Annotated in this window: 19 protein-coding genes; 9 read left to right on the top strand and 10 right to left on the bottom strand. The window is 47.1% G+C overall.

Features of this window, described 5'->3' with window-relative positions:
* Nucleotides 1-12: 12 nt before the first annotated feature.
* The 4 genes from Pan54_RS10195 to Pan54_RS10180 all read left to right on the top strand — a co-directional run bounded on the left by Pan54_RS10195 (nt 13) and on the right by Pan54_RS10180 (nt 5,242).
* The gene (locus Pan54_RS10195; protein WP_146503385.1) at nt 13-1,095 is read left to right on the top strand and encodes an aspartate/ornithine carbamoyltransferase family protein; all 1,083 of its coding nucleotides are present in this window, start codon (nt 13-15) and stop codon (nt 1,093-1,095) included.
* An 86-nt stretch (nt 1,096-1,181) separates the two neighbouring features.
* Nucleotides 1,182-3,101, top strand: a complete 1,920-nt coding sequence (gene asnB / locus Pan54_RS10190) for an asparagine synthase (glutamine-hydrolyzing) (protein WP_146503384.1) — start codon at nt 1,182-1,184, stop codon at nt 3,099-3,101.
* Between the two features lie 36 nt (nt 3,102-3,137).
* Nucleotides 3,138-4,403 carry a Zn-dependent hydrolase gene (locus Pan54_RS10185; RefSeq protein WP_146503383.1) on the top strand — a complete coding sequence of 422 codons (1,266 nt, stop codon included), beginning with the start codon at nt 3,138-3,140 and terminating at the stop codon, nt 4,401-4,403.
* A gap of 47 nt (nt 4,404-4,450) precedes the next feature.
* The gene (locus Pan54_RS10180) at nt 4,451-5,242 is read left to right on the top strand and encodes a cysteine hydrolase family protein (protein WP_146503382.1); all 792 of its coding nucleotides are present in this window, start codon (nt 4,451-4,453) and stop codon (nt 5,240-5,242) included.
* A 10-nt stretch (nt 5,243-5,252) separates the two neighbouring features.
* Here the strand turns inward: Pan54_RS10180 and Pan54_RS10175 are convergent, their stop codons facing one another.
* Nucleotides 5,253-6,371: a sialidase family protein gene (locus Pan54_RS10175; protein ID WP_242631276.1), complete on the bottom strand. Its 1,119-nt coding sequence runs from the start codon at nt 6,369-6,371 to the stop codon at nt 5,253-5,255.
* A 221-nt stretch (nt 6,372-6,592) separates the two neighbouring features.
* Entirely contained in the window at nt 6,593-6,946 is a 354-nt protein-coding gene (locus Pan54_RS10170) for a hypothetical protein (protein WP_146503381.1), read from the bottom strand.
* 334 nt (nt 6,947-7,280) lie between these two features.
* Between Pan54_RS10170 and Pan54_RS10165 the strand changes: the two genes are divergently transcribed.
* Nucleotides 7,281-7,958 (top strand): DUF3124 domain-containing protein, encoded by a 678-nt coding sequence (locus Pan54_RS10165; RefSeq protein WP_165441699.1) that lies wholly within the window; start codon nt 7,281-7,283, stop codon nt 7,956-7,958.
* A 74-nt stretch (nt 7,959-8,032) separates the two neighbouring features.
* Here Pan54_RS10165 and Pan54_RS10160 read toward each other — a convergent pair whose 3' ends face one another.
* The 4 genes from Pan54_RS10160 to Pan54_RS10145 form a co-directional block, all read right to left on the bottom strand.
* On the bottom strand, nt 8,033-9,340 hold the full coding sequence (locus Pan54_RS10160; RefSeq protein WP_146503380.1) for a Gfo/Idh/MocA family protein: 1,308 nt from the start codon (nt 9,338-9,340) through the stop codon (nt 8,033-8,035).
* 181 nt (nt 9,341-9,521) lie between these two features.
* Nucleotides 9,522-10,754: a hypothetical protein gene (locus Pan54_RS10155; protein ID WP_146503379.1), complete on the bottom strand. Its 1,233-nt coding sequence runs from the start codon at nt 10,752-10,754 to the stop codon at nt 9,522-9,524.
* The gene (locus Pan54_RS10150; RefSeq protein ID WP_146503378.1) at nt 10,751-11,533 is read right to left on the bottom strand and encodes an ABC transporter ATP-binding protein; all 783 of its coding nucleotides are present in this window, start codon (nt 11,531-11,533) and stop codon (nt 10,751-10,753) included. The genes Pan54_RS10155 and Pan54_RS10150 overlap by 4 nt, the downstream gene beginning before the upstream one ends.
* A 491-nt stretch (nt 11,534-12,024) precedes the next feature.
* Nucleotides 12,025-13,503: a hypothetical protein gene (locus tag Pan54_RS10145; protein WP_146503377.1), complete on the bottom strand. Its 1,479-nt coding sequence runs from the start codon at nt 13,501-13,503 to the stop codon at nt 12,025-12,027.
* A 206-nt stretch (nt 13,504-13,709) separates the two neighbouring features.
* On the opposite strand from Pan54_RS10145, the gene gatA reads away from it, so the two are divergent.
* On the top strand, nt 13,710-15,152 hold the full coding sequence (gene gatA, locus Pan54_RS10140; protein ID WP_146503376.1) for an Asp-tRNA(Asn)/Glu-tRNA(Gln) amidotransferase subunit GatA: 1,443 nt from the start codon (nt 13,710-13,712) through the stop codon (nt 15,150-15,152).
* Between the two features lie 28 nt (nt 15,153-15,180).
* Nucleotides 15,181-15,819: a class I SAM-dependent methyltransferase gene (locus tag Pan54_RS10135; protein ID WP_146503375.1), complete on the top strand. Its 639-nt coding sequence runs from the start codon at nt 15,181-15,183 to the stop codon at nt 15,817-15,819.
* Nucleotides 15,820-15,877: 58 nt separating this feature from the next.
* On the opposite strand, the gene Pan54_RS10130 is transcribed toward Pan54_RS10135, so the two are convergent.
* From Pan54_RS10130 to Pan54_RS10115, 4 genes are all read right to left on the bottom strand, one after another.
* Nucleotides 15,878-16,165: a SelT/SelW/SelH family protein gene (locus Pan54_RS10130; RefSeq protein WP_242631275.1), complete on the bottom strand. Its 288-nt coding sequence runs from the start codon at nt 16,163-16,165 to the stop codon at nt 15,878-15,880.
* A 39-nt stretch (nt 16,166-16,204) separates the two neighbouring features.
* The gene (locus Pan54_RS10125; RefSeq protein ID WP_146503374.1) at nt 16,205-17,239 is read right to left on the bottom strand and encodes a CAP domain-containing protein; all 1,035 of its coding nucleotides are present in this window, start codon (nt 17,237-17,239) and stop codon (nt 16,205-16,207) included.
* Nucleotides 17,240-17,422: 183 nt separating this feature from the next.
* A complete protein-coding gene (locus Pan54_RS10120; RefSeq protein WP_146503373.1) occupies nt 17,423-17,890 on the bottom strand; it encodes a PA2169 family four-helix-bundle protein in 468 nt (155 codons plus the stop codon).
* 121 nt (nt 17,891-18,011) lie between these two features.
* Nucleotides 18,012-18,284 (bottom strand): hypothetical protein, encoded by a 273-nt coding sequence (locus Pan54_RS10115; protein WP_146503372.1) that lies wholly within the window; start codon nt 18,282-18,284, stop codon nt 18,012-18,014.
* A 291-nt stretch (nt 18,285-18,575) separates the two neighbouring features.
* Here Pan54_RS10115 and Pan54_RS10110 point away from each other — a divergent pair, with 291 nt between their 5' ends.
* Nucleotides 18,576-19,157, top strand: a complete 582-nt coding sequence (locus Pan54_RS10110) for an exopolysaccharide biosynthesis protein (protein ID WP_165441698.1) — start codon at nt 18,576-18,578, stop codon at nt 19,155-19,157.
* A 261-nt stretch (nt 19,158-19,418) separates the two neighbouring features.
* Nucleotides 19,419-20,912 carry a sigma-54-dependent transcriptional regulator gene (locus Pan54_RS10105; RefSeq protein WP_146503370.1) on the top strand — a complete coding sequence of 498 codons (1,494 nt, stop codon included), beginning with the start codon at nt 19,419-19,421 and terminating at the stop codon, nt 20,910-20,912.
* The last annotated feature ends 71 nt before the right edge of the window (nt 20,913-20,983 follow it).

The following is a 20,983-nucleotide window of genomic DNA, read 5'->3' as shown; positions in this document are numbered from 1 at the left end:
TCTGGTAGAACCATGAAACGGTTGTCCGAAGAACAAATTTCGCGTGCGCTGACAAATTTCGCATCCAATTCCAAAGGCTGCAAATTGAGTCCGCAGCAGTTGCTGGATTTTACGAATGGTAAAATCGATCGAGAAGCACTCGACTCAATCGCAGGGCAATCCATTTTGAACCCGCGTCAGTTTGATCGTCGAACCATTGTCGCGATTGCTCAACTTGCGGCTTTACTGGAGTCGAGAAATGTTGAGATGGATAAACCACTCGACGGCAAAATCGCCATCACTGCATTTTTTGAAGCCAGCACTCGCACCCGGCTTTCCTTTGAAAGCGCGGTGCAGCGACTGGATGGTAAAGTCCTCTCTGTGCCCGATGGTCAGGTAACGGGAGTTGCCAAGGGCGAATCGTTGGCTGATATCGGCGAGATGTTCAATACCTATGGCGATATCGTCATTATGCGACATCCCGAAACAAATAGCCTGGAAGAGATTCAACGAAATTTACAACGTCCACTCATTAATGCTGGAAATGGGTCAGGTCACCATCCGACACAAGCCCTGATCGACTGGTATACGTTATTGAAATGGCGGCCGGAACTGTGTCAGGATGATTGTCCGGAAGAGCGTAAAGTGCATCTCGGAATCATCGGGACGCCCGGTTCAATGCGAGCCGTGAAAAGCTTTCTGAGACTCTCGCTGATGTTCACAGGAGCCGTCAAGAAAATTACGCTCATCTCTGAAATGGCCGATCCCGTCGGACTCGACTTGACCGAACCGATAGAAGAATCTCCCATTCCAATTGACATTACGAACAATGTCCAATCGGTATTACCGGACCTCGACATTGTCTACGTCAATTCGATTGCGTTTCTGGGTGACAGTTACCGCAATTTGGACGGTCGTTCCAAGCTGCAGGAAAAAAGTCCTCTTAAAAAGGATGCTGTCATTATGCATCCGCTGGCCAGAAATGATGAACTGCCCGAATGTTTCGATGAGACGAGTCACAACCTTTACTTCGCGCAGGCAGCCGGGGCTGTGTTTGTCAGACAGGCGTTGTTGATTGCCGTTTTGAATCGTCTGGATCGTTTGAGCGGCGTTTAAAATAATCGCGACAGATGGACAACGTTTCTTAAATCCAGCCTTCATATTGAATTGATTGCAGCTAAAGAAAATAAACAGGTTAAGTTATGTGTGGTATCTCCGGATTTTGGAATCCTTCTCGAACCAATGAACGTGAACTCCGATTTACTCTTGATCGCATGCTCGATGTTCTCGATCACCGTGGTCCGGATGATCGGGGGAGTCGACTTTATGTGGATCAAGGTCTTGCATTAGGGCATACACGACTCTCGATTATCGGACTGGATCACGGGCATCAGCCAATCGAAACGACCGATGGCGATTATGCCCTCACTGTCAATGGTGAGTTATACAATTACAAAAGGATTCGGACTCAACTTGGGTGCAACAATTTCTCAACAAGTGGAAAAAGTGATAGTGCGATTGCTCTTCCCTTATACTTGAGAGATGGCTTGTCCTTCGTCGAGCATCTTCGAGGAGAATTCGCGGTAGTTTTGTACGACAACAAGAAAAAACAACTGATTCTTGTTCGCGATCGTTTCGGCATCAAGCCGCTATATTATGCGATGAATGACAACGGCATTGTCTGGGGCTCGGAAGTCAAATCGATTCTGAAACATCCCGATATCGATCCTCAACTCTGTCCGAAAGCGGCTTTGCATCAAATGATGCAGGTGATGGTTCCCGGTTCGACTTCATTTCAGGGTGTCGAAGCCTTAAAGCCGGGGCATATGCTGATTGTCAACCTGCAAAATGGTCGACTGGAAGCTCGTACCAAACGCTGGTGGGATTTTGTTTTCCCTGAGTCTCACGAGGAAAACGCCGATCCCGAAGAATATGTTCAGGGAGTGCAGGATCGTTTAATCGATGCTGTTGCAACGCGGCTTGAGGCTGATGTTCCCGTAGGATGCTATCTCTCCGGTGGTATCGACAGTTGTTCGATTCTCGGACTCGCAACCACTCTGCAACAATCCCCTGTCAAAGCCTTCACGATTGCTTTCGACAGCGATGAGTATGATGAATCCAATATCGCCAAACTGATGGCGGACCGTACCGGAGCCGAGCAGGAACTACTCCGACTGACGGAAAAAGAACTCTACGGCCCCGCCTTTGAACGAGCAACCTGGCATGCCGAGCGTACATTTTATAACACATTAGCAGTTGCGAAATGGCACATGAGCCGTCGGGTTCGTGCCTGCAATTATAAAGCAGTGATTACCGGTGAAGGGTCCGACGAATTATTCGGCGGCTATCCCTTTTTCAAACGCGACTGGCTCGGCCGTGACGATGAAGGCGGAATATTCGCCGGAGCGATTCTCGCAGAAGAAGATTTGCAACATCCTGCCTGGCAGGATTTGTGCGGATTCACTCCCTCCTGGATGCAACCCTGGATGCTGACACTAAAGCGATTCCAGCCGATCCTCTCCAGCACGATGCAGGACTTGTTTGAAGAATACGATCCCGTCGGAGAAGTCGCTGCTGCGATCGATCCTGCTCAAGTTCGCGGGCGACATCGCCTCGATATTTCCCAGTACACTTGGAGTAAAACGATGCTGGAAGGTCAAATTCTGACTTGGGGCGGTGATCGCATGGATATGGCTAACAGCATGGAAGCGCGTCCGGCGTTTCTGGATCATCATGTCGCTGAATATGCAGTAACGATCCCGCCAGATGTAAGAATTCGGGATGGCATTGAAAAATGGGTCTTGCGTGAAGCCATGGTCAACGTGCTGCCGAAAGAATTGTATGAACGAAAAAAATTCGCCTTCATGGCTCCCCCCGCCCATACCGATCCCGTCAAACGCAATGCCGTTCAAGAGATGATCAACCACTGGCTGACACCAGAACGCGTACGCGAAGTCGGCTTCTTCGACTATGATCGCTTGATTCAATTTATTGATCAGTCATGGAATGAAACCGACAGTACAGTGGCTCGTCGCAACGATATTGTTCTTAATCATACATTGCAGTTGCACATGCTCCATGGGCAGTATGTCGAGGGATTGCCTTTGCCAGTAGTCGATTAGAGACAGTAAAATCTACTCATATAGAGGTACATAGTGATGCCGGAATCGACAGCGACGACTCCAACCGATTTACGAATTGATCTTCAACGGATTAAAGAAGACATTCTCGCTCTCTCAGAAATCGGAAAGGATGAAGAAGACCGTGGAATTTATCGGATGGCCTTCACCGATGCCGATATGCGAGGCAAACGCTGGTTGATCGATCGTATTGAGCAAGCAGGCTTAAAATCCAATGTGGATGGAGCCGCAAATATCTCGGGGATCTTTACCGGAAAAACGGAGAAGCCTCGTGTGCTGGTTGGCTCTCATATCGATACCGTTCCTTGTGCAGGGGCTCTGGATGGAACATTGGGAGTCGTCGTTGGGCTGGAGTGCTTGCGGCGCCTTGTCGAGGCGGGTATTGAAACAGAACGAACACTCGAACTGATTGCCTTCAGCGATGAAGAAGGTCGCTTTGGCGGAATGTTCGGCTCCCAATCGGTCTGTGGGTATGTCACCCCTGATTCGCTGGCGACGATGTCCGATCTGGATGGGGTTCTGTTACAGGAAGAAATGCGCCGACAAGGCTACGATCCTCTGGCAGCTCTTGATGCTGCTCGCGATCCCGATTCGATCCGCAGTTATCTCGAATTGCATATTGAACAGGGCCCCGTGCTCGATCGCATGCATAAATCCGTTGGCATTGTCGATGAGATTACGGGACTATTTACCTGGTCCGTCTGGCTTAGAGGTGAGGCGAATCATGCAGGTACAACACCGATGGACATGCGAAACGATGCTTTCATGGGACTTGCCGATTTTGCTCATGAAGTACCACGAATCCTTGAAGAAAATGGTAGCGAACGCAGTCGTGCAACAATCGGCAAAGCCCAAATTTTGCCAGGGGCAGCGAATACGGTGCCGGGAATCGTTGAGTTTTCGATTGATGTGCGAGATACCTCCGAAGAGTTTCTTGATGATTTATCGACTGCATTTCAAAAAGCTCTCTCCGCGATCGCGAGACGTCGAAATCTGAAATTTGATTTCGAACAGAAGAGCTATCTGCAACCGGTTGCCTGCAGTGAAGATATTGTCGAACAGTTAAGGACACAAGCAGAGACGTTAAATCTGGAATACCATCAAATGCCCAGTGGAGCCGCTCACGATGCTCAAATTATGGGGCGAATGGTGCCAGTCGGTATGATTTTCGTCCCCAGTAAAAATGGAAAAAGTCACTCTCCAGCCGAATGGACTGCCTGGTCTGATATTGAAGCCGGAGCCAATGTGATGTTGCAAACTTTACTGCATCTTGCACAAAATTAGAGCCGTGCTCAAACCCTCGGCAATTACGCCGGATTGAAAATAGAACTATGACTGACGGAAATCCTCTCGACAATCATTTGCCCGAGCACATCGATCCCCTCAGAGACGTCTATCACGAATCGTTCATCGATAACCCGGCTCACAGTGATTTTCTCGTTAACAGACATACGGCTCTCTTGTGCATCGACTTGCAATATCTCGATGCGGCTCCAGATCATGGTGTTTTCCGAGATGCAGCAAAGGCTGGTATCCCCTCTGAAGAATACGCTTATTACTTTGAACGGCTTTCATCAATGGTTCTGCCGAATGTGCACAAACTCCAGGAGTCGTTTCGAGCGCATAATCTGGAAGTGATTCACACACGCATCCAATCGCTGACTCGAAATGGACGTGATCGCAGCAAAGGACATAAACGACTGAATCTGCTCGCCCCTCCGGGATCGCGCGATGCCGATTTCATTGAAGCAGTTGCCCCGGATGAATTTCGTGATGAAATCGTGATCAATAAAACTGCCAGCGGCGTTTTTTCCTCAACGAACCTGCACTATGTGCTCAAGAATATGGGAATTGAATCGCTGTTCATCGTTGGTGTTTATACGAATGAATGTGTAGAAACGACTGTCCGGGATGCCTGCGATCTGGGATATCTTGTCACCCTGGTTGATGACTGTTGTGCAACCGTCACTCCAGAACTGCAGGATGCTTCGTTGGCGACATTACGTGATCGTTACGCACGAATTATGACACTTGCAGAAGCGATAGCGACAATCAATCAGCTCGTCCCGCTTAAAAACAATAAAGATAGTCCCTCGCCAATTATCAAAAGCCAGGGAGTTTAATGCGTCAGCTTTAGTCGTGCTGGTTAATTTTTGCGGGATCGATCACGACATGCTTCACAGTCTGACGCATCCACGTATACGTGATATGCACAAGTCCATCACGTGTTTGAATCATTGCCGGGTAAGAAAATTCTCCACGGTCTTTTTCCAATGTCATCATAGGCGTCCAGGTTATTCCATCTTGCGAGATCGCCACATTGAGCATCGTCCGGCCAGCAGGGAAGTCGCCACGTTTTTGAGTATGATTATAAACCAACAATTGACGCCCATCAGCCAAAGTAACTGCATCGGTTCCTGAGTTGGGGTTCGGCAGTTCAGTCGCTGTTACTGGCCCCCAGGATTTGCCATTATCTTCTGACCAACTCTGAACAATCACACCTTCCTGACTCCTGCACAGAACCTGCATACGATGTTCAGGATATGTCAAAATGCTAGGCTGGATGGCATTATATTTTGACGCATCGTGAATAGGACCAATCACTTCCCAGGTCTTTCCAAGATCCTTCGTCAATTCAAAATGCACCTTCCAACCTTCGTTCTCTGTACTGGAAGGGCATAGAATATCGCCATTAGCAAGTAGAATTGGCTTATTCTTAACCGGCCCCAGTAAATTCTGATTCTCCTCCGGCAAAGCCGAATTTGTCCCTAAACGACGAGGCTTCGTCCATGTGCGACCTGCATCGCTGGACGTCACCAGCATGCCCCACCATTGGCGAGGATCCAGACCGACTTTATAGAACAACATCAATGGCCCATCAGCAGGCTGAAACAATACAGGATTCCAGCAGGCGTATTCCTGCTCCTCTCCTTCAGAACCATCGACAACTTCCACCGGAGTGGACCAGCCTTGCCCATCGTTCCGAGAAACCCAGATGCCAACATCAGGGTTCTTTTCATGCTCGCCACCAAACCAGGCCGCGACTAAACCGTTTGAAGTTTCGGCGATTGTCGATGCATGACACTGTAGTGTCTGTCGACCTTCCAGTGGGTAAATCAATTCGCCACTCAGATAAGCCCTCTGGCCAGGCTGAGTAACTGGAGGAATCTGGACTTCCTCAGCATTCACACAAAAAGAATTGATCATCATCCAATGAATGAGCAGTGTTAGGCAGGGAAGAAATTTGATCATAATGAAAATCTCGATAGAAGGTGTGGTTAGTAACTCAGTTCTATGGCAACTCACCACAGCATAGGCGGGAACTGATAAGTCCATCAAGCGATCGAGTAAAGCAAAAAGAAAATCCCAGAATCCAGCCTCCTACTTAAAAAGTAAAATGACTGGTTCTGGGATTGATTACGAGTTTATTGACATGCAGTCAACTCGAGTGACATCGGTAGTAGAAAATTCGGTTACACTTCAGCAACTTCCAGTTTAGCCTGACGGCCTTCCTGATACTTTCTTCGATTCTGTTTGACATCGACTGTCCGGGCGACCGCACGAGCCGCGCGAATCAAGCCTTGATACAAAGCCTTGCCAACTTTATCGGAAGTTTCATGAATGATCACATCAGGATGATCATGCAGATGCACTTCAACAATGCACTCAGTATCGACGCCTTTTTTGGGACCGTTGTGATCTTTGAATGCAATTTTAACATCCTCAATCACTTCTTCAAAACGTCCCAGACGTGTTTGAGCACGCTGCTCGGCAGACTCACGAACCAAGCCAGGTAAGTCACAGTCGATTACGCAATCGATCTTCATAGCGTTCCTTTCAGGTAAACCAGAACTTCGAATCACTATTAATTTTACGTGAGGCTGAGAGAAAATGATTGAGAAAAATGGACATTTTTATTTTTCTGAAAAAATTTTGAGATTTTTCAGTCACGTGGTCATTTTGTACTTTAGTAATTCAGAAAACTCTTAATCTGAAAGACACCGATTGAAGATGACGAGTTCGCATAACTCAGATGAATTGCTCAAGTGAATAAGTATTCTGGTGTGCTTGAATGCGAATTGTTATGATTATTCCTAGTGCTTAAATTGAGGAATTATCGAAATTCAATCGCATGCTGCACTGCGATTTCACAGGATAAAAATGATGGCTAAAACAATTGAAGATGAAGCCGATGCCTTTATGCGTCGGTTTAAATTGATCCTGTTTGTCTGCGGAGCACTTCTGACCGTTCCGCTGATGATCTATGCGATCTATCTCGATACACGACTCGATTCTTTCGAAAATACGATGCAGTATCGTCCGCCGATGCCAACATCAGAATTGCTCGAGTCCCGCCTGGTCAACATGGAACTCTACTACCCCATCGAAGGGCAAACGGTATATGTCCCCGCTTATTCACACGTTTACCATGGGGATGGCAAACCTCAATTGCTGACCAACACACTGAGCATTAGAAATACAGATCTGGAAAATGATATCGTTGTGACATCCGTTAAGTATTACGACACAACCGGCAAAATGGTGAAGTCCCACTTGGAACGGCCACAAAAACTGGGACCATTAGCCACGACAGAATTTCTGGTGGAACGCAAAGATGCGACCGGGGGAAGCGGAGCCAACTTCATTGTCGAATGGCACGCAGATGAACCTGTTTCAGCCCCGATCATTGAAACCGTGATGATTGACACAAGCAGTCAGCAGGGAATTTCCTTTGTCCGTCAGGGGAAGGTGATCAAGCAAACTATCTTCGATGCTACGACCCAAAAATCGAACAACGAGAATGCACCTTCAGAACCTGATTCAGCTGCAACCGAATAACGTTGGCATTAGAATAAGAACGCTCACTCGTCATGAAACGAATGAGCGTTTTTCGAATCAAATCAATGAGCCAATTAAGCCCATTCACGCGAAGGGCGAGAACGTAAGCGGTTCGCTGCCTCGTCATTGACAAATTCTTCTTTGACGGGATCAAGCTTCAACTTTCGGTTGAGGATCCAGGCAATCGCTGCAGCATGGCAGGCGATGTGAGATCGACGCATCACATCCTGATTGGCGGCTGTCATTTTGCGAGAACGCATGCAGTCGAAGAAGTTTCGAGCATGAGCCCCGACATCAAGTCCACGAACACGTTTGCTGGAATCGGGCAACTGCTTTTGGAGTTCTTCTGAGGAGGCGACAATCTCACCTTCATCGCCAGTTTCGACCCAGCCTTTATCACCAATAAAGCGCACCGGGCAGGTTCCCAGCCGAGTAATGTAATCTGGAGAACGATCCCCGAACGGATCGGGCAGGAAGTCGATGATCAGCTTTACCCCATTTTCATAAGTGCAGATAATATTCTTTTCTGTTGGTTCATATTCAACAGGCATCGTGCCATCGGCCTGATTGGCCCATTGACATAAATCGACGGTGTGGGCTCCCCAGTCGAGCAAGCGGGCACCCGAATCGAAATCCCACTGTCCACGCCAGCGACCTTGAACATATTTTTGATTGTACGGCCGCCACGCTGCTGGCCCGAGCCAGAGATTCCAGTCGACCACATCCTGCGGAGGCAACGGCTCAGCCGGCAACCAGGTATTATCGAGAACTGGTTGATAGATCGATGCATGCAGTGTGTGCACTTTTCCCAACTTTCCGCTATGAGCAAATTCAACCGCCTGCTGAAAGTTTGGCACACTGCGACGTTGTGTTCCTGCCTGGAAGACACGCTTTTCATTATGCATCGTATCAGCCAGTTTTTGACAATCCGCAATCGTAATGCCGCATGGCTTTTCGCTGTAAACATCTTTGCCAGCCTGAGCAGCCAGTATCGAAGCAGCCGCATGCCAGCGATCCCCCGTAGCGACAAGAACGGCATCAATATCTGGGCGATCCAACAGCTCTCGAAAATCTTGGTAAAGCTTGCAGTCGCTATTCCCATAGGTGCTGTCGACGAGTTCTTTACCTTTGTCTCGCCGACTTTCCTGAACGTCAGCAATCGCCACACAACGGACATCTTTAAACTTCAGCATAGCCGTCAGATCATAAGTGCAGCGAGGGCCAATTCCGATCACACCGAGGTTGATCATCTCGCCGGGTGTAGAATTTGCGTCCAACCCAAGTGCATTGGCAGGCACCATCGTTGTCATGGAAGCTGCCGCAGTCGCAGCCGTGGAGCTGATCAGAAATTGACGCCGGGAATCACTGACTGTTTTTTTCATGAATTATCTCCTCAGATATTGGATGGTTTTAGGGGTCTGTATATTGTACCAATCCCGAAGATAAAATTGGAGATTCCATCAACCAACACTGATGATTTTATCAGAATCCACCTCATAAAATTGTCAGATTTAGTTGTTAATGACCAATGATGGACTCACAGACACATCGACTTCAAGTTGCTTACCCGGATGAAGCCAATTGCTGATCGTTTTTCTTTTGTTGCTGGGCTTGGAAAGCAGATTGCCTGCCTAGGGCTCCCATGCCGATGCGGCAGGAACTGGTGAATTGCCACTCGACAAGATTTGGGGTAAACACAAGTAGACACATAGCACAGACCACCAAGCAGACAGTCGAAGTGACTGCAAAACTGGGACCCCGATTCCACCATTGTTCGGAGGTCAATGACACAACAGTCAGTATGCCCAAGGCCGGACTGTAAACGCGGTCGTAGCTTGGTATGAGCAATCGTCCTGACCTTACTCGTCCCATTAAACTCAAAGGTGGTAGATGATTTCTGGTCATATCGATTAGATACATTCCAAACGCGACGAAGATCATCATGCACATCATCGGATAGTTACGAAAGGCAAGATCATCCATAACTCCGGGCTGACCAGATGCCAAGCTGAATACGGAAAGTCCACTGTAGTAGATAGAGCCAATCAATAGACTGAACATCACGCCATGCCAACGTGGCAATTGCCAGGGAGGTAAATCGGGACGAAGCTGATCGAATGGCGTGCCGAGCTTATTGGTGTAACGGGCTTCGGTTTCCGCATCCATTATAAAGCTGTAATTGAAATTGGTAGTAAAGGTCTCCGCCTGAACTGGAAGATCGATCAGTATTTTCCGATAGCCCAACCAGACGACCGCATACAGTAAAATGATCACCATTTCCGCATAGCCAAACGGCAGAAACAAGAGCAGGGGGGTCACGGTTAATCCGAATGCCAAGACATACATGATAAACCAGTGTCTTGCGATCACAAATGAAAAGATCGAGCTAAGTGTGTATGCAAACAGGAATGCGAATGGGATGCGTAAGATAAACTGCAGTTCTGGAGGACGATAGAAACCCAATAACATCAAAAAGAGGACGATCAGGACATCCTGAGGAATCAATCGCAAGGGACCGAGCGGCAAGGGTTTGCCATATCGCCACGGGGTTGTCATTAACCAGTCTCGATATTCGTTCCGCAAAAACGGATTGAATGCAGATGCGCGATAGATCCCGTAACCGAAAGCACAAATGACTAATAAGACATCGCGTGCATAATGAATTTCGACAACCGGATTCCGCCAGTTATTCATGAATTGATCATAAATCGCAAAGGCTTCTAAAGAGAGTAAGGCCAATAGGAATAGCACAACATACTGTGTTGAAGGTAATACCACACGCCACCAGCGCATCATGGTTTAAGTTCCTCTCGCAGATAGTCTTCCAAACGGGACAGCGATTCCGGATGCGTCAAGTTCTGCAGCACGTCGTTCAGACTGCCGTGACAATTGGCTAGTTTTTGCAAACCGACAAGAGAATCGTAAGCAACAACTTCTCCCCCATGCAGAATTAGAATTCGATCGGCCACTTCCTCGACCAGTTCTGCAACCGGCGTCGTAATAACCACCGTCGAACCCTGCACCTGAACACGATGCCGCAGGATCTTCTTGAGCGTATGAATTCCTGCAGGATCCAATCCCCCCGAGAACGCTTCATCCAGAAGGAGTATTGGTGCATCGGAAAGCAATGCGGCGATCAATGCGATCTTGTGTTTCTGACCATTCGAATAACTCTCGATGGTCCAATTCGCCTGTTCATCAAGGTCAAATAACTTCAACAATTTATCGAGATGCATCATCAACCGTTCATCGTCGACGTCGTATAAGCGCGCCACGCTCAGAGCAAATTCTCGACCTGTCCGCTTGATCGGCAACCAGGGATGATCGGGAACATAGATCACTCGGCTACGAATTTCGAGTTCCTCTTCCACCGAGCCTCGTCTCCGGTTTCCTTCAATCCTGACAGTACCCTTGAGCGGAGAAATTGTCCCGGCGATCACGCCCATCAAGGTCGATTTTCCCATACCATTCGGGCCAAGAATCGCGACGAGTTCTCCTGGATTGATGGTGACAGAGACATCCTTTAAGACCGGACGGACTCCGTAATGTTGCCAGACATGTTCAAGTTCAATCATGAGCGGTCAGTTTCTAAGGACAATGTCGAATGATAAGCATCATATCAACGCAAAGCAGAATATGATGGTTCACGGATAATTATCATATTTACTATGTAAAAATTTAATCGCGATCCATTGAATAGCAGGAGAAACAAAAACTCTTATCCAAACTGTTTTTAAAGTTTTTTAACCACAGAGGCACAGAGGACACGGAGAAATTTTATCATGCAATGCTGTTACAAATCTCGAATCTTTGAGTCATTCTGCAACTCTCCTACCAATAACTCTCTCTGTGTCCTCTGTGCCTCTGTGGTTTTTATTATTAAATGAATTCGGTTTGTCGATTCATGTTGTACTCCATCCGAAGACCAGGGAAACAGTCATAACGGAATAACAACATCCATAATTCGTCTTGTTTTCAGTCAAAGCATTATGACGGAATTAAAAAACTCCCTGCCGAAAACGACAAGGAGTATGAATTTCGATCAGTAAATGTTTTCGCAGAACGATTACTGGATTGCAATCTTTTTCATCTTGGTGAGACTGTCATCGATTTCCGCCCAGATTTTATCTCGGCTGGATTGACCAGCGATCACCGCAGCCGCCTGCTTTTCACGAACTTCCTGCAGGTTACTGGTCCAGTTAACCGTTGGGGCACTGTATCCAGCTCCTCCCCAGATATTCGCATTGATATAGCCGGGACTGACTTTGTAATCGTAGACAACCGATTTATTTTCTGCTCCAATCTGAACCTGTTGACCCCGTAAAGAACGTGTCAAGGTTCGAAATTTGGCTGCTATGTCCAGTCCCATATCGACAACTTCCTTAGGGACATTTCTCGTGGAAAGTTGTTCGATCTTTTTGGCATAGGTTTCGTGCCAGGCAATTGTTTTGGTGTAGTTATCGAGATTCGCACTCGCTCGCTGTAAATCCTCAACCATGCCTGAAACGGCATTCACATACCGCTGCGTTGCCTTCTGCTCATCTTCTTTTTGTTTGGCGGCTGACTCCTCGGCTGTCTGTTCTGGAGTTTCCGAACTGGCGAACAGTTTTTGCTCGGGAACACGTGGAGGAACAATCAATGAAAGTATTCGCTGCAGACTTTGATCCGAAAGTGAACAGGTTAATGTGACAGAATTTCCCGCAGGCGTAATGGTTGCTTTACTGAACTCTTCAATACTCGCGCCGGTATCATCCAAAGCCGTAATGAATAAGGTTTTGACAATCGCAGCTGAGGGGCCGACTTCGTCACCGAAATCGATTGTCACTTCACTATTGATCTGATCGTTGATCGAAATTTTCAGTGTCACACCCTGCAAGCTCGATAAAAGAGGCAGCAGTCGTGGAATCAACCCTTGTTGAGAAGCGAAACGTTTATCCTGTTCCAAATGCGTTTTCAGAAAATCGACATCAAACATATCGATCAACTCGATACTCATCACCACATGCTCTTCTGAAGCTGCCGCTTTCATCAAGTAGGGACTCAATGAGTTCGTGCCCGACCCCAGACTACGAATCCAGGCAGCCGCATCCTGGCGATGACCGGGGCGATATCCTGCCAGCTTGTGATCCGGCAATTCGACGACATAAGCTCCTGTGGATGTCTGAAAGGCCGGTTTATCGGCCAGTGTGATCATCGAGGCATTGGTCTTACTGGCAACCTGCTGAATCGTCATATCCTCGGGAATATCCATGATCGCGGCTGCCCAGACTTCTTCCGGAACAGCAGGATGGACAAGCGAGGCAAGCACAAATGTTTTTAACCAGGGGGGCAAACCGATATGTCCCTCAGAAAAGAGCTGATTCTGTTTGTCGGTCCAGTCCTCTTTGTGGGCCAGTTGTGAACTCAGAATTCTATCCATATGCACCACCGAAACAGAGTTAGCATCATTCGGCAGGAAGGTGGCATAGACAGCGGCTGTTTTATCGGCTCGCGCAGACGATACACAACCAAACAGCACAACGAGTGTCAGACAAATTCGAATCACGGGAGTTACTTTCTGTAAGGTTCATCAAGAGTGCGATTGAAGTGTCAGTATGTACCGGAAAAGTGATGTTTGCAAGTAGTTGAGGGGCAATCCACGATTCCTATTTCCGATACAGACTCGACATCGCCCCGGGAACGACTATTCTTCTACTATTCACAAGAATATCCAATGAATTATTAATAGATTTCCAGGGAGAAACCGTTCCCGTGTCCGCTTCGATCAGTAATCCGCGCACTCTCGTTAATAATATTAAGAATCAGTCCACTTCCCCCCAGGAAGTGACTGAGGCTTACCTGAATCGTATCGAATCCATCAATCCCAAAGTCGGGGCGTATTTACAGTCAGATTCCATTGCGGTAAAAAACAGAGCAGGGGAGATATCTGCGACTGATTCCCCGATGTCGGGCATGCCGATTGCCATTAAAGATAACATCTGCAACATCGGCTCGGGAACTACCTGTGCTTCGCGGATGCTGGAGAATTTTCGATCTCCATACGATGCGACGGTCATCAGGAAGTTGAATGAAGCTGGTGCGGTCATTCTTGGGAAGACGAATCTCGATGAATTCGCGATGGGATCGTCCACCGAAAACTCGGCTCTGGGCAAGACAAACAATCCCTGGAATCTGGAATATGTTCCTGGAGGATCTTCGGGAGGTTCAGCTGCTGCTGTCGCTGCGGGTTTAGCACCTGTCGCATTGGGAAGTGATACCGGTGGCTCGATCCGTCAACCAGCTGCCTTTTGCGGAGTTGTGGGAATGAAGCCGACTTATGGTCGCGTCTCCCGCTACGGTCTGGTTGCCTTTGCCAGTTCACTCGATCAAATCGGCCCCTTCTCCCGCGATGTTTACGGAGCAGCAGCCGTGCTGCAGACAATCGCCGGGCACGATGAACTCGACTCGACCTCGCTCAACGAACCTGTCCCCAAATATCTCGAAACTCTCGATCGCCCACTGGAAAATCTTCGACTCGGCTTTGTTGAAGAATGGCTGGGCGAGGGTGTGGAAGACTCCGTGAAAGAATCGGTCACGAAATCGGTCGACACTTATCGAAAACTTGGAGCTGAGATTGTGCCGATTGAATTGCCACACTCGAAGTATTGCGTTGCAACCTATTACATCATCGCCCCCTCGGAAGCCTCCAGTAATCTGTCTCGATACGATGGCGTTCAATACGGACATCGCGCTCAGGATTACAGCAGTCTACAGGAGATGTATGAAAAGACGCGAACCGAAGGTTTTGGCGAAGAAGTCAAACGTCGCATCATGCTCGGCTGCTATGCACTTTCCAGTGGCTATTACGATGCCTACTATCTCAAAGCTTTGAAAGTTCGCCGTTTGATTCAGCAGGATTATCTCAAAGCCTTCGAGAAAGTCGATCTACTGATTGGACCAGTCACTCCCGGCCCGGCTTTCAAACGGGGAGAACTAGTCGACGATCCTCTGCAGATGTATATGGCCGATATCTTCACAATTGGGGCGAACCTGGCCGGAATTCCCGCCATGTCAATTCCCTGTGGTTTCACAGAAGATGGTTTGCCTCTCGGCACTCAATTGCTCGGCCCTGTCCTTGGTGAAGAAACCCTACTGCGTGCCGCCCGCATGTATGAGCAGGAATGCAGTTGGCATGAAAAGATGCCTGCACTGTAATATCCATAAAAAGGATTAAGCCACCCCAGTGAAGACGCAATCTTGCCCACTCTGCAACGCGCTGTCAGAGCATTTTCATCAAGATCGATTGAGAGAATACTTTCGATGTCGCACCTGCTCTCTGGTTTTTGTTGACCGGGAGAACCTGCCTACACCGGAAACGGAAAAACGTCATTACGATCTGCATGAAAATCATCCCGAAGACCTTGGGTATCGCAAATTTTTGAGTCGCTTGTTTACACCATTAAATGAACGATTAAGTCCGTCGAGTCGAGGACTCGATTTCGGCAGCGGTCCTGGCCCAACACTCTCCCTCATGTTTGCGGAAGTTGGTCATTCCATGGAGATTTACGATCCCTTTTATTCGCCCGATCAATCAGTCCTGAATCAGTCATACGCTTTTATTACAGCCAGTGAAGTTGTCGAGCATTTTCATCAGCCTCAACGCGAGTTGAAACTTCTATGGTCGTTACTGAAACCCCAAGGCTGGCTTGGCATCATGACAAAACGCGTTCGCGATTTGGACTCCTTTCGCAATTGGCATTACAAACAGGACCCTACGCACGTCTGTTTTTACGCTATCGAGACTTTTCAATGGATGGCAAATGCGTGGAAGGCCGAACTTGTTGTCTCCGGGAATGATGTCGTGCTGCTAAGAAAATTATGAAAACAGGCACGAAGCGCAAGCGAGTGTGTCGCTGTGATTTTTGCTAATTGTCGACACTTCAATCCGGCTTCTTCTCGGAATGACCTAAATCCCGATCAGGCGCGATGACATTCCGGACGATTTGTTTGAGGACTTTAATATCAGGAAAGCCGCCTTGTTCTGCTCTAGACCAGAGCAACTTGCCATTGATCGTGATTTCAAAGACTCCTCCAGTTCCCGGTCTCAAAGCGACCTCGGACAACTCCTGCTCAAAAGTTGTCAACAATTCCTGAGCCATCCAAGCCGACCTCAATAACCAGCGGCATTGGGTGCAATAGTTTATGGTGATTTTGAATTCCTGATTCAAGAGTAGTATCTTCCATATGATATTTATTGAAATGGTCAATCATTCAGATTTGGATGAAATTGATCGGGCTGTCGTTATTTCGAAGTCGACTTTCACATTCGCTGATTGCACAGTGACTTGATCGGATTCATAGGTCTCGGACCCTAGTCCACTTCCGTTGACTGTGATCCGGTAGGCTCCTTCGGGAACCTCTACGCCATAGCCTCCAACTGCGTTAATTTCTCCCGGAAATTCTACTTCCGTTTCGATATTCACCGCGACAACTTCGCCTCCATTGACACCTTCACCAATCGAATAAAAGTCGTCATCTTCAATAGAACCATCTGAGGCATCGAAATAAACGACTCCAGTAATAAAATGCCCCGTCCGCAAGTTTGCTCCGAAGAGCTCAGTCACCATTGAAGCATTGTAAGTGACTTTATCGTCGTGCTTGTATCGACCAAATAGAAAACCAATGCCAACTTCTCGAAATTCGTCTTTGAGAAGATTCTTGCGATGCCCGGCACTTAGAAAGAGACGCTCGTGTCGTTCCGGGACTTGTTCGTCTTCTTTGATTTCCCCAGTGGACCCTCCCCAGGAAATATTCTCTCCCACATGATTCCATTCATACCCGGCTGCGGTTGCCCGATCCCCGGGATGAGTTCCTTCTGGACTTTCATGAGCAAAATAATCATTCGCCAGCATGTCCTCAGAATGTGCGCGAGAAGCATTTGTCAGCAACTGATTGGGAGCGATCGGTTGTTTGGGAGATGTAGAAATTGCGTTCTCTTCCAAATCTGCATTCAAATCGATGCCATAACGCTTTGCTTCAGCAGTCGGATTGTGACGTGCACGATTGATCAACTCCAGGAGCAATTGTTCTCTCGCAGTCAGATTAACCGCTTGTCGAAACTCCACTTGACTGGACTGTTCTGTTTCAAATTTCTGAATGACTTCGCGATAGGGGACTGAAACCTGCCGATAAATTTCTCTCGTGGGCGCAATCTGATTGTGGAGTAGTGTGTCCAGGGATGCGACCAGTCCCAGTATCCAGGTCATCACAAGTAATCCAAGTTTTATCAGCAGATTCATCATTTCGAATGCCTTATCAGCAATAATCTTGGTCTTCAAAAAAATAGGAACTGGAACGGGTTTAAGTTTGCTTGAATGGAAGCATTATAAACACCAGAAGTGTTTATTAAGAATCGAAAATAAAAAACCGTTCCACAGTTTATTGTGAAACGGTTTATCAAACTGAAGTAATCGAACATCCAGGCATTAACTTTTCAAGGAATCGCGGATATCTCGGACATTGTCGTGTATCGATTTCACTTCTTCGTACTGGCGAAGCAGAATATCGTTCATCGCGGTGCCGGGTTCCTCTTTGAGAGCGTCTTCGTAGGCAGCCTTGATATGATCTTCACCACGTTCGGCTTCAGCCATGATGGCATAGGTATCGTTACCAGTAAACAAAGAGCGAGCTTTCACCCAACTGCGATGGACCGCAGCCGCATAGGATCCTTCATCAACTGGATCCTCATTGTTTACACTGACATACTCCTGAAGTTCACGAGCCTGACGATCACGCTCATTGGCGAGCTGAATCAGCTTTTCACCAAGGATATTTTCATCGAGCTGTTCAGCTGCTTCTCGAAATCCTTTAGCACTATCGATATTGATCCGAATCAAATCCTGCAACTTTTCGATGGTTTCCTGATTAAGATTCAACTTTGTTTCCGTAGTCATTTGCATTCCCTTTCCTTTAAAATCTGAATGTGGCCAGTCACAAAAAAGTTGTGGCCACAAGATCGTTATTATAAAGCGATTCTCTCATTGTGCGCTGATGTTATAGAATCGCGTAATCTGATTAATTGGATGGTGTTGGCTCAGGAGTCGCAGTATCTTCTGGATCCTTAGGATCGTCAGTTAGCTGATCCGTTGCTTTTTCGATCTCATCGCCAGCAGTTTCAACCATTTTTCCAGTTTCTTCGGCAACATCCTCAGACACTTCAACAGCTTTGTCCATCCCGTCTCCCACTGCTTTTTCTGCGGTATCAACGTTCTGTTCTACAGATCTTTCACAACCAACAAATGCCGCAGTTGTAAATAAACTCAGCAGCATAACCAGTAAATATTTCATCGTTGTCCCCTTTTGAGTTAAGTCAATTAATTTGAATACTTAAAACAGCAAAGTACATACCAATCGAATTTGACGGCAGACGGTATCACACCCGTATGAACCTTGTTTTTAAGGGGGTTATTAAATTTATCACACGAATTATAGAATTTGATCAAGAAACGACTTTTGAGTTACAAAGTACCAGCATGGTCGATTTGCAACCAGAAAATCACATAAAAAAGAGAGATATTGCTAGTCGGCATGGTATTCGCTTGGTTTTGCGTTCATATCTCATTTTTTGAAAGGGCCAGCATGTCGAGTCTCAATACTCTGACGGATTTGCTAGATGACGTTGAAGAGGGAACCTCGGGTGATCGTATTACTGTAGGTGAGTTGCTCGATACGATCGACTCGCGTAGTTATGGTCCGATTCTTCTCTTGCCTGCATTTATTGCTCTGTCTCCGATTGGAGCGATACCCGGGATGTCTATCGTCACCGGCACTATTATTATTATGTTTGCCGCACAATTACTTTTCGGAATGCGGCATCCCTGGTTGCCTAAATTCATTGAGAACATTGAGTTCTCACGAGAAAAAATGGACAAGACATCGGACGTGATGCGTCCCTGGGCCAAGTGGGTTGATAGTGCCTTATACAAGCGATTGACATTCCTGACGCAACGTCCGTTTGACAGTATTGTTGCAGGAATCTGTATTCTACTGGCATTATTGTTCTACCCTTTGGCATTGCTCCCATGGGCAGTCGCTATTCCTAGTGGTGCGATCGTCCTGTTCTCTTTAGGTTTGACATCGCGCGATGGCCTGTTCGTACTTGTTGGCTTTCTGCTCACGCTGACTTCTTTTGCTCTGCTAGTGATCTACTGGCCATTTTAGGCTCTTCACGGTCGCAAAACATATGGAATAAACACTTCGAGAATTCTATAAAATTGTCGCTGACCAATGAAAATGAAGTTGGGCACATCAACCAATCCGAAAAACGCAGCTGTGGACTGGCTCAAACTAATAGCATGCACTTGATGATGAGAATTCTCGGGTAGATTGCTAGAATTCATTGATAAACTCATCCTCAATACCTGCCTGCACCTTTGGCAGGTGGATTGATTACAATACTGGAAAATGATTAGAAAACACTCGATGGATACTCAAAACACTGCAAAGCCTTTAGTTCTGGTGATTGATGATGATCGCGCGATTCGACACATGATCACACGTTCTCTCCAACAACTCGACTGTGAAGTTATTGAAGCCGAAGAAAGTCAAAGTGGATTGGCGCTCGTACTGGATAAAAATCCTGATGTTGTCCTGTTGGACATCATGTTGCCCCATGTATCTGGTTTGGATATTTTTCAGCAAATTCGTGAAATTGAACGAAAAACACCAGTTATCTTCATAACAGCTGGCACCGACAGTGCCACGGCGATCAAGGCAATGCAACTTGGAGCCTTTGATTATGTGACAAAGCCCCTCGACCTCCCCAAACTCAACGTACTTGTGCAGTCTGCCATAAAATCTAAACGTTTGATGAATGTGCCGGTTGCCGTTGAAGCCTTAGAGTCCGTTGAAATGCAGGGCGATTTATTCGTCGGCAGCAGTTCGCAAATGATGGAAGTCTTTAAGCAGGTCGGTCGAGTTGCCACTCAGGATGTTACGGTATTAATTCGTGGCGAAAGCGGTAGCGGAAAAGAACTTGTTGCCAGAGCGATTTACCAGTACAGCAACCGGTCCAACGAACCCTTTATGGCGGTCAACTGTGCTGCAATCCCAGACCAGTTATTGGAAAGTGAATTGTTTGGACACGAAAAAGGTGCATTCACTGGTGCAGACAAAAGACGCATCGGCAAATTTGAACAATGCAATGGAGGCACACTATTTCTCGATGAAATTGGAGACATGACTCCGCTTGTGCAGGGTAAAGTCCTTCGTCTGTTGCAGGAGCAGCATTTCGAACGTGTCGGGGGCAACGAAACCATTACGACTAATGTTCGCATTGTCACCGCGACCAATCGCGACCTCGAACAGATGGTCGAAGATGGTGAATACCGAGGTGATTTGTACTATCGTCTGAATGGAATTACGATCAACCTTCCACCTCTTCGGGAACGGGGAGAAGATCTCGTCAAGTTGATCGAATACTTCTTTTCCAAAGTTCGTATCGAATTGGGAAAACATGAGGTTGTCGGGATCTCGCCAGATGCACTTGCAATATATCGCAAGCATACCTGGCCTGGTAATGTGCGTGAATTGCAGAGTGTTATCCGACAATCGTTATTGAATACAACTGGAACAGTCATTGTTCCCGATTCAATTCCAGATGAACTTCTTGTCGATGATCCCGCTCTGCTCAATTCGCCGAATGCATTAAATGAGGAATCAGATGATCATGTCAATATCGAGCGGTTTATTAAGAACAGGCTCGATGAATGTAGTACCGATTTATATGCAGAAACACTGGAAGTCATGGAAAAAGTGCTCCTTACACAGGTCCTTCAACATACAGAAGGAAACCAGACGCGTGCCTCAGAAATTCTGGGAATTACACGAGGAAAAATCCGCGACCGCATACAGGCATTCGGTATCAAGTTTGGTAAAAATGTTCATGTCGACGAAAATACGGGCCCTGAAGAGTAATGCATATTACTCTGCCGAATTCAAATTCGATGTCGAATCATCAGGTACAGAATTTGCGACTGATGTTTTAG

This window comes from Rubinisphaera italica (assembly GCF_007859715.1).
GTDB classification, from domain to species: Bacteria; Planctomycetota; Planctomycetia; order Planctomycetales; family Planctomycetaceae; genus Rubinisphaera; species Rubinisphaera italica.
This window is presented reverse-complemented; position numbering and strand designations above follow the sequence as displayed.

Bases quoted from the DNA above. Each gene is read 5' to 3' on its own strand.
- Pan54_RS10195 (WP_146503385.1), top strand. From the start codon at position 13: ATGAAACGGTTGTCCGAAGAACAAATTTCGCGTGCGCTGACAAATTTC.
- asnB (WP_146503384.1), top strand. From the start codon at position 1,182: ATGTGTGGTATCTCCGGATTTTGGAATCCTTCTCGAACCAATGAACGT.
- Pan54_RS10185 (WP_146503383.1), top strand. From the start codon at position 3,138: ATGCCGGAATCGACAGCGACGACTCCAACCGATTTACGAATTGATCTT.
- Pan54_RS10180 (WP_146503382.1), top strand. From the start codon at position 4,451: ATGACTGACGGAAATCCTCTCGACAATCATTTGCCCGAGCACATCGAT.
- Pan54_RS10175 (WP_242631276.1), bottom strand. From the start codon at position 6,371: ATGATCAAATTTCTTCCCTGCCTAACACTGCTCATTCATTGGATGATG.
- Pan54_RS10170 (WP_146503381.1), bottom strand. From the start codon at position 6,946: ATGAAGATCGATTGCGTAATCGACTGTGACTTACCTGGCTTGGTTCGT.
- Pan54_RS10165 (WP_165441699.1), top strand. From the start codon at position 7,281: ATGATGGCTAAAACAATTGAAGATGAAGCCGATGCCTTTATGCGTCGG.
- Pan54_RS10160 (WP_146503380.1), bottom strand. From the start codon at position 9,340: ATGAAAAAAACAGTCAGTGATTCCCGGCGTCAATTTCTGATCAGCTCC.
- Pan54_RS10155 (WP_146503379.1), bottom strand. From the start codon at position 10,754: ATGATGCGCTGGTGGCGTGTGGTATTACCTTCAACACAGTATGTTGTG.
- Pan54_RS10150 (WP_146503378.1), bottom strand. From the start codon at position 11,533: ATGATTGAACTTGAACATGTCTGGCAACATTACGGAGTCCGTCCGGTC.
- Pan54_RS10125 (WP_146503374.1), bottom strand. From the start codon at position 17,239: ATGATGAATCTGCTGATAAAACTTGGATTACTTGTGATGACCTGGATA.
- Pan54_RS10120 (WP_146503373.1), bottom strand. From the start codon at position 17,890: ATGACTACGGAAACAAAGTTGAATCTTAATCAGGAAACCATCGAAAAG.
- Pan54_RS10115 (WP_146503372.1), bottom strand. From the start codon at position 18,284: ATGAAATATTTACTGGTTATGCTGCTGAGTTTATTTACAACTGCGGCA.
- Pan54_RS10110 (WP_165441698.1), top strand. From the start codon at position 18,576: ATGTCGAGTCTCAATACTCTGACGGATTTGCTAGATGACGTTGAAGAG.
- Pan54_RS10105 (WP_146503370.1), top strand. From the start codon at position 19,419: ATGGATACTCAAAACACTGCAAAGCCTTTAGTTCTGGTGATTGATGAT.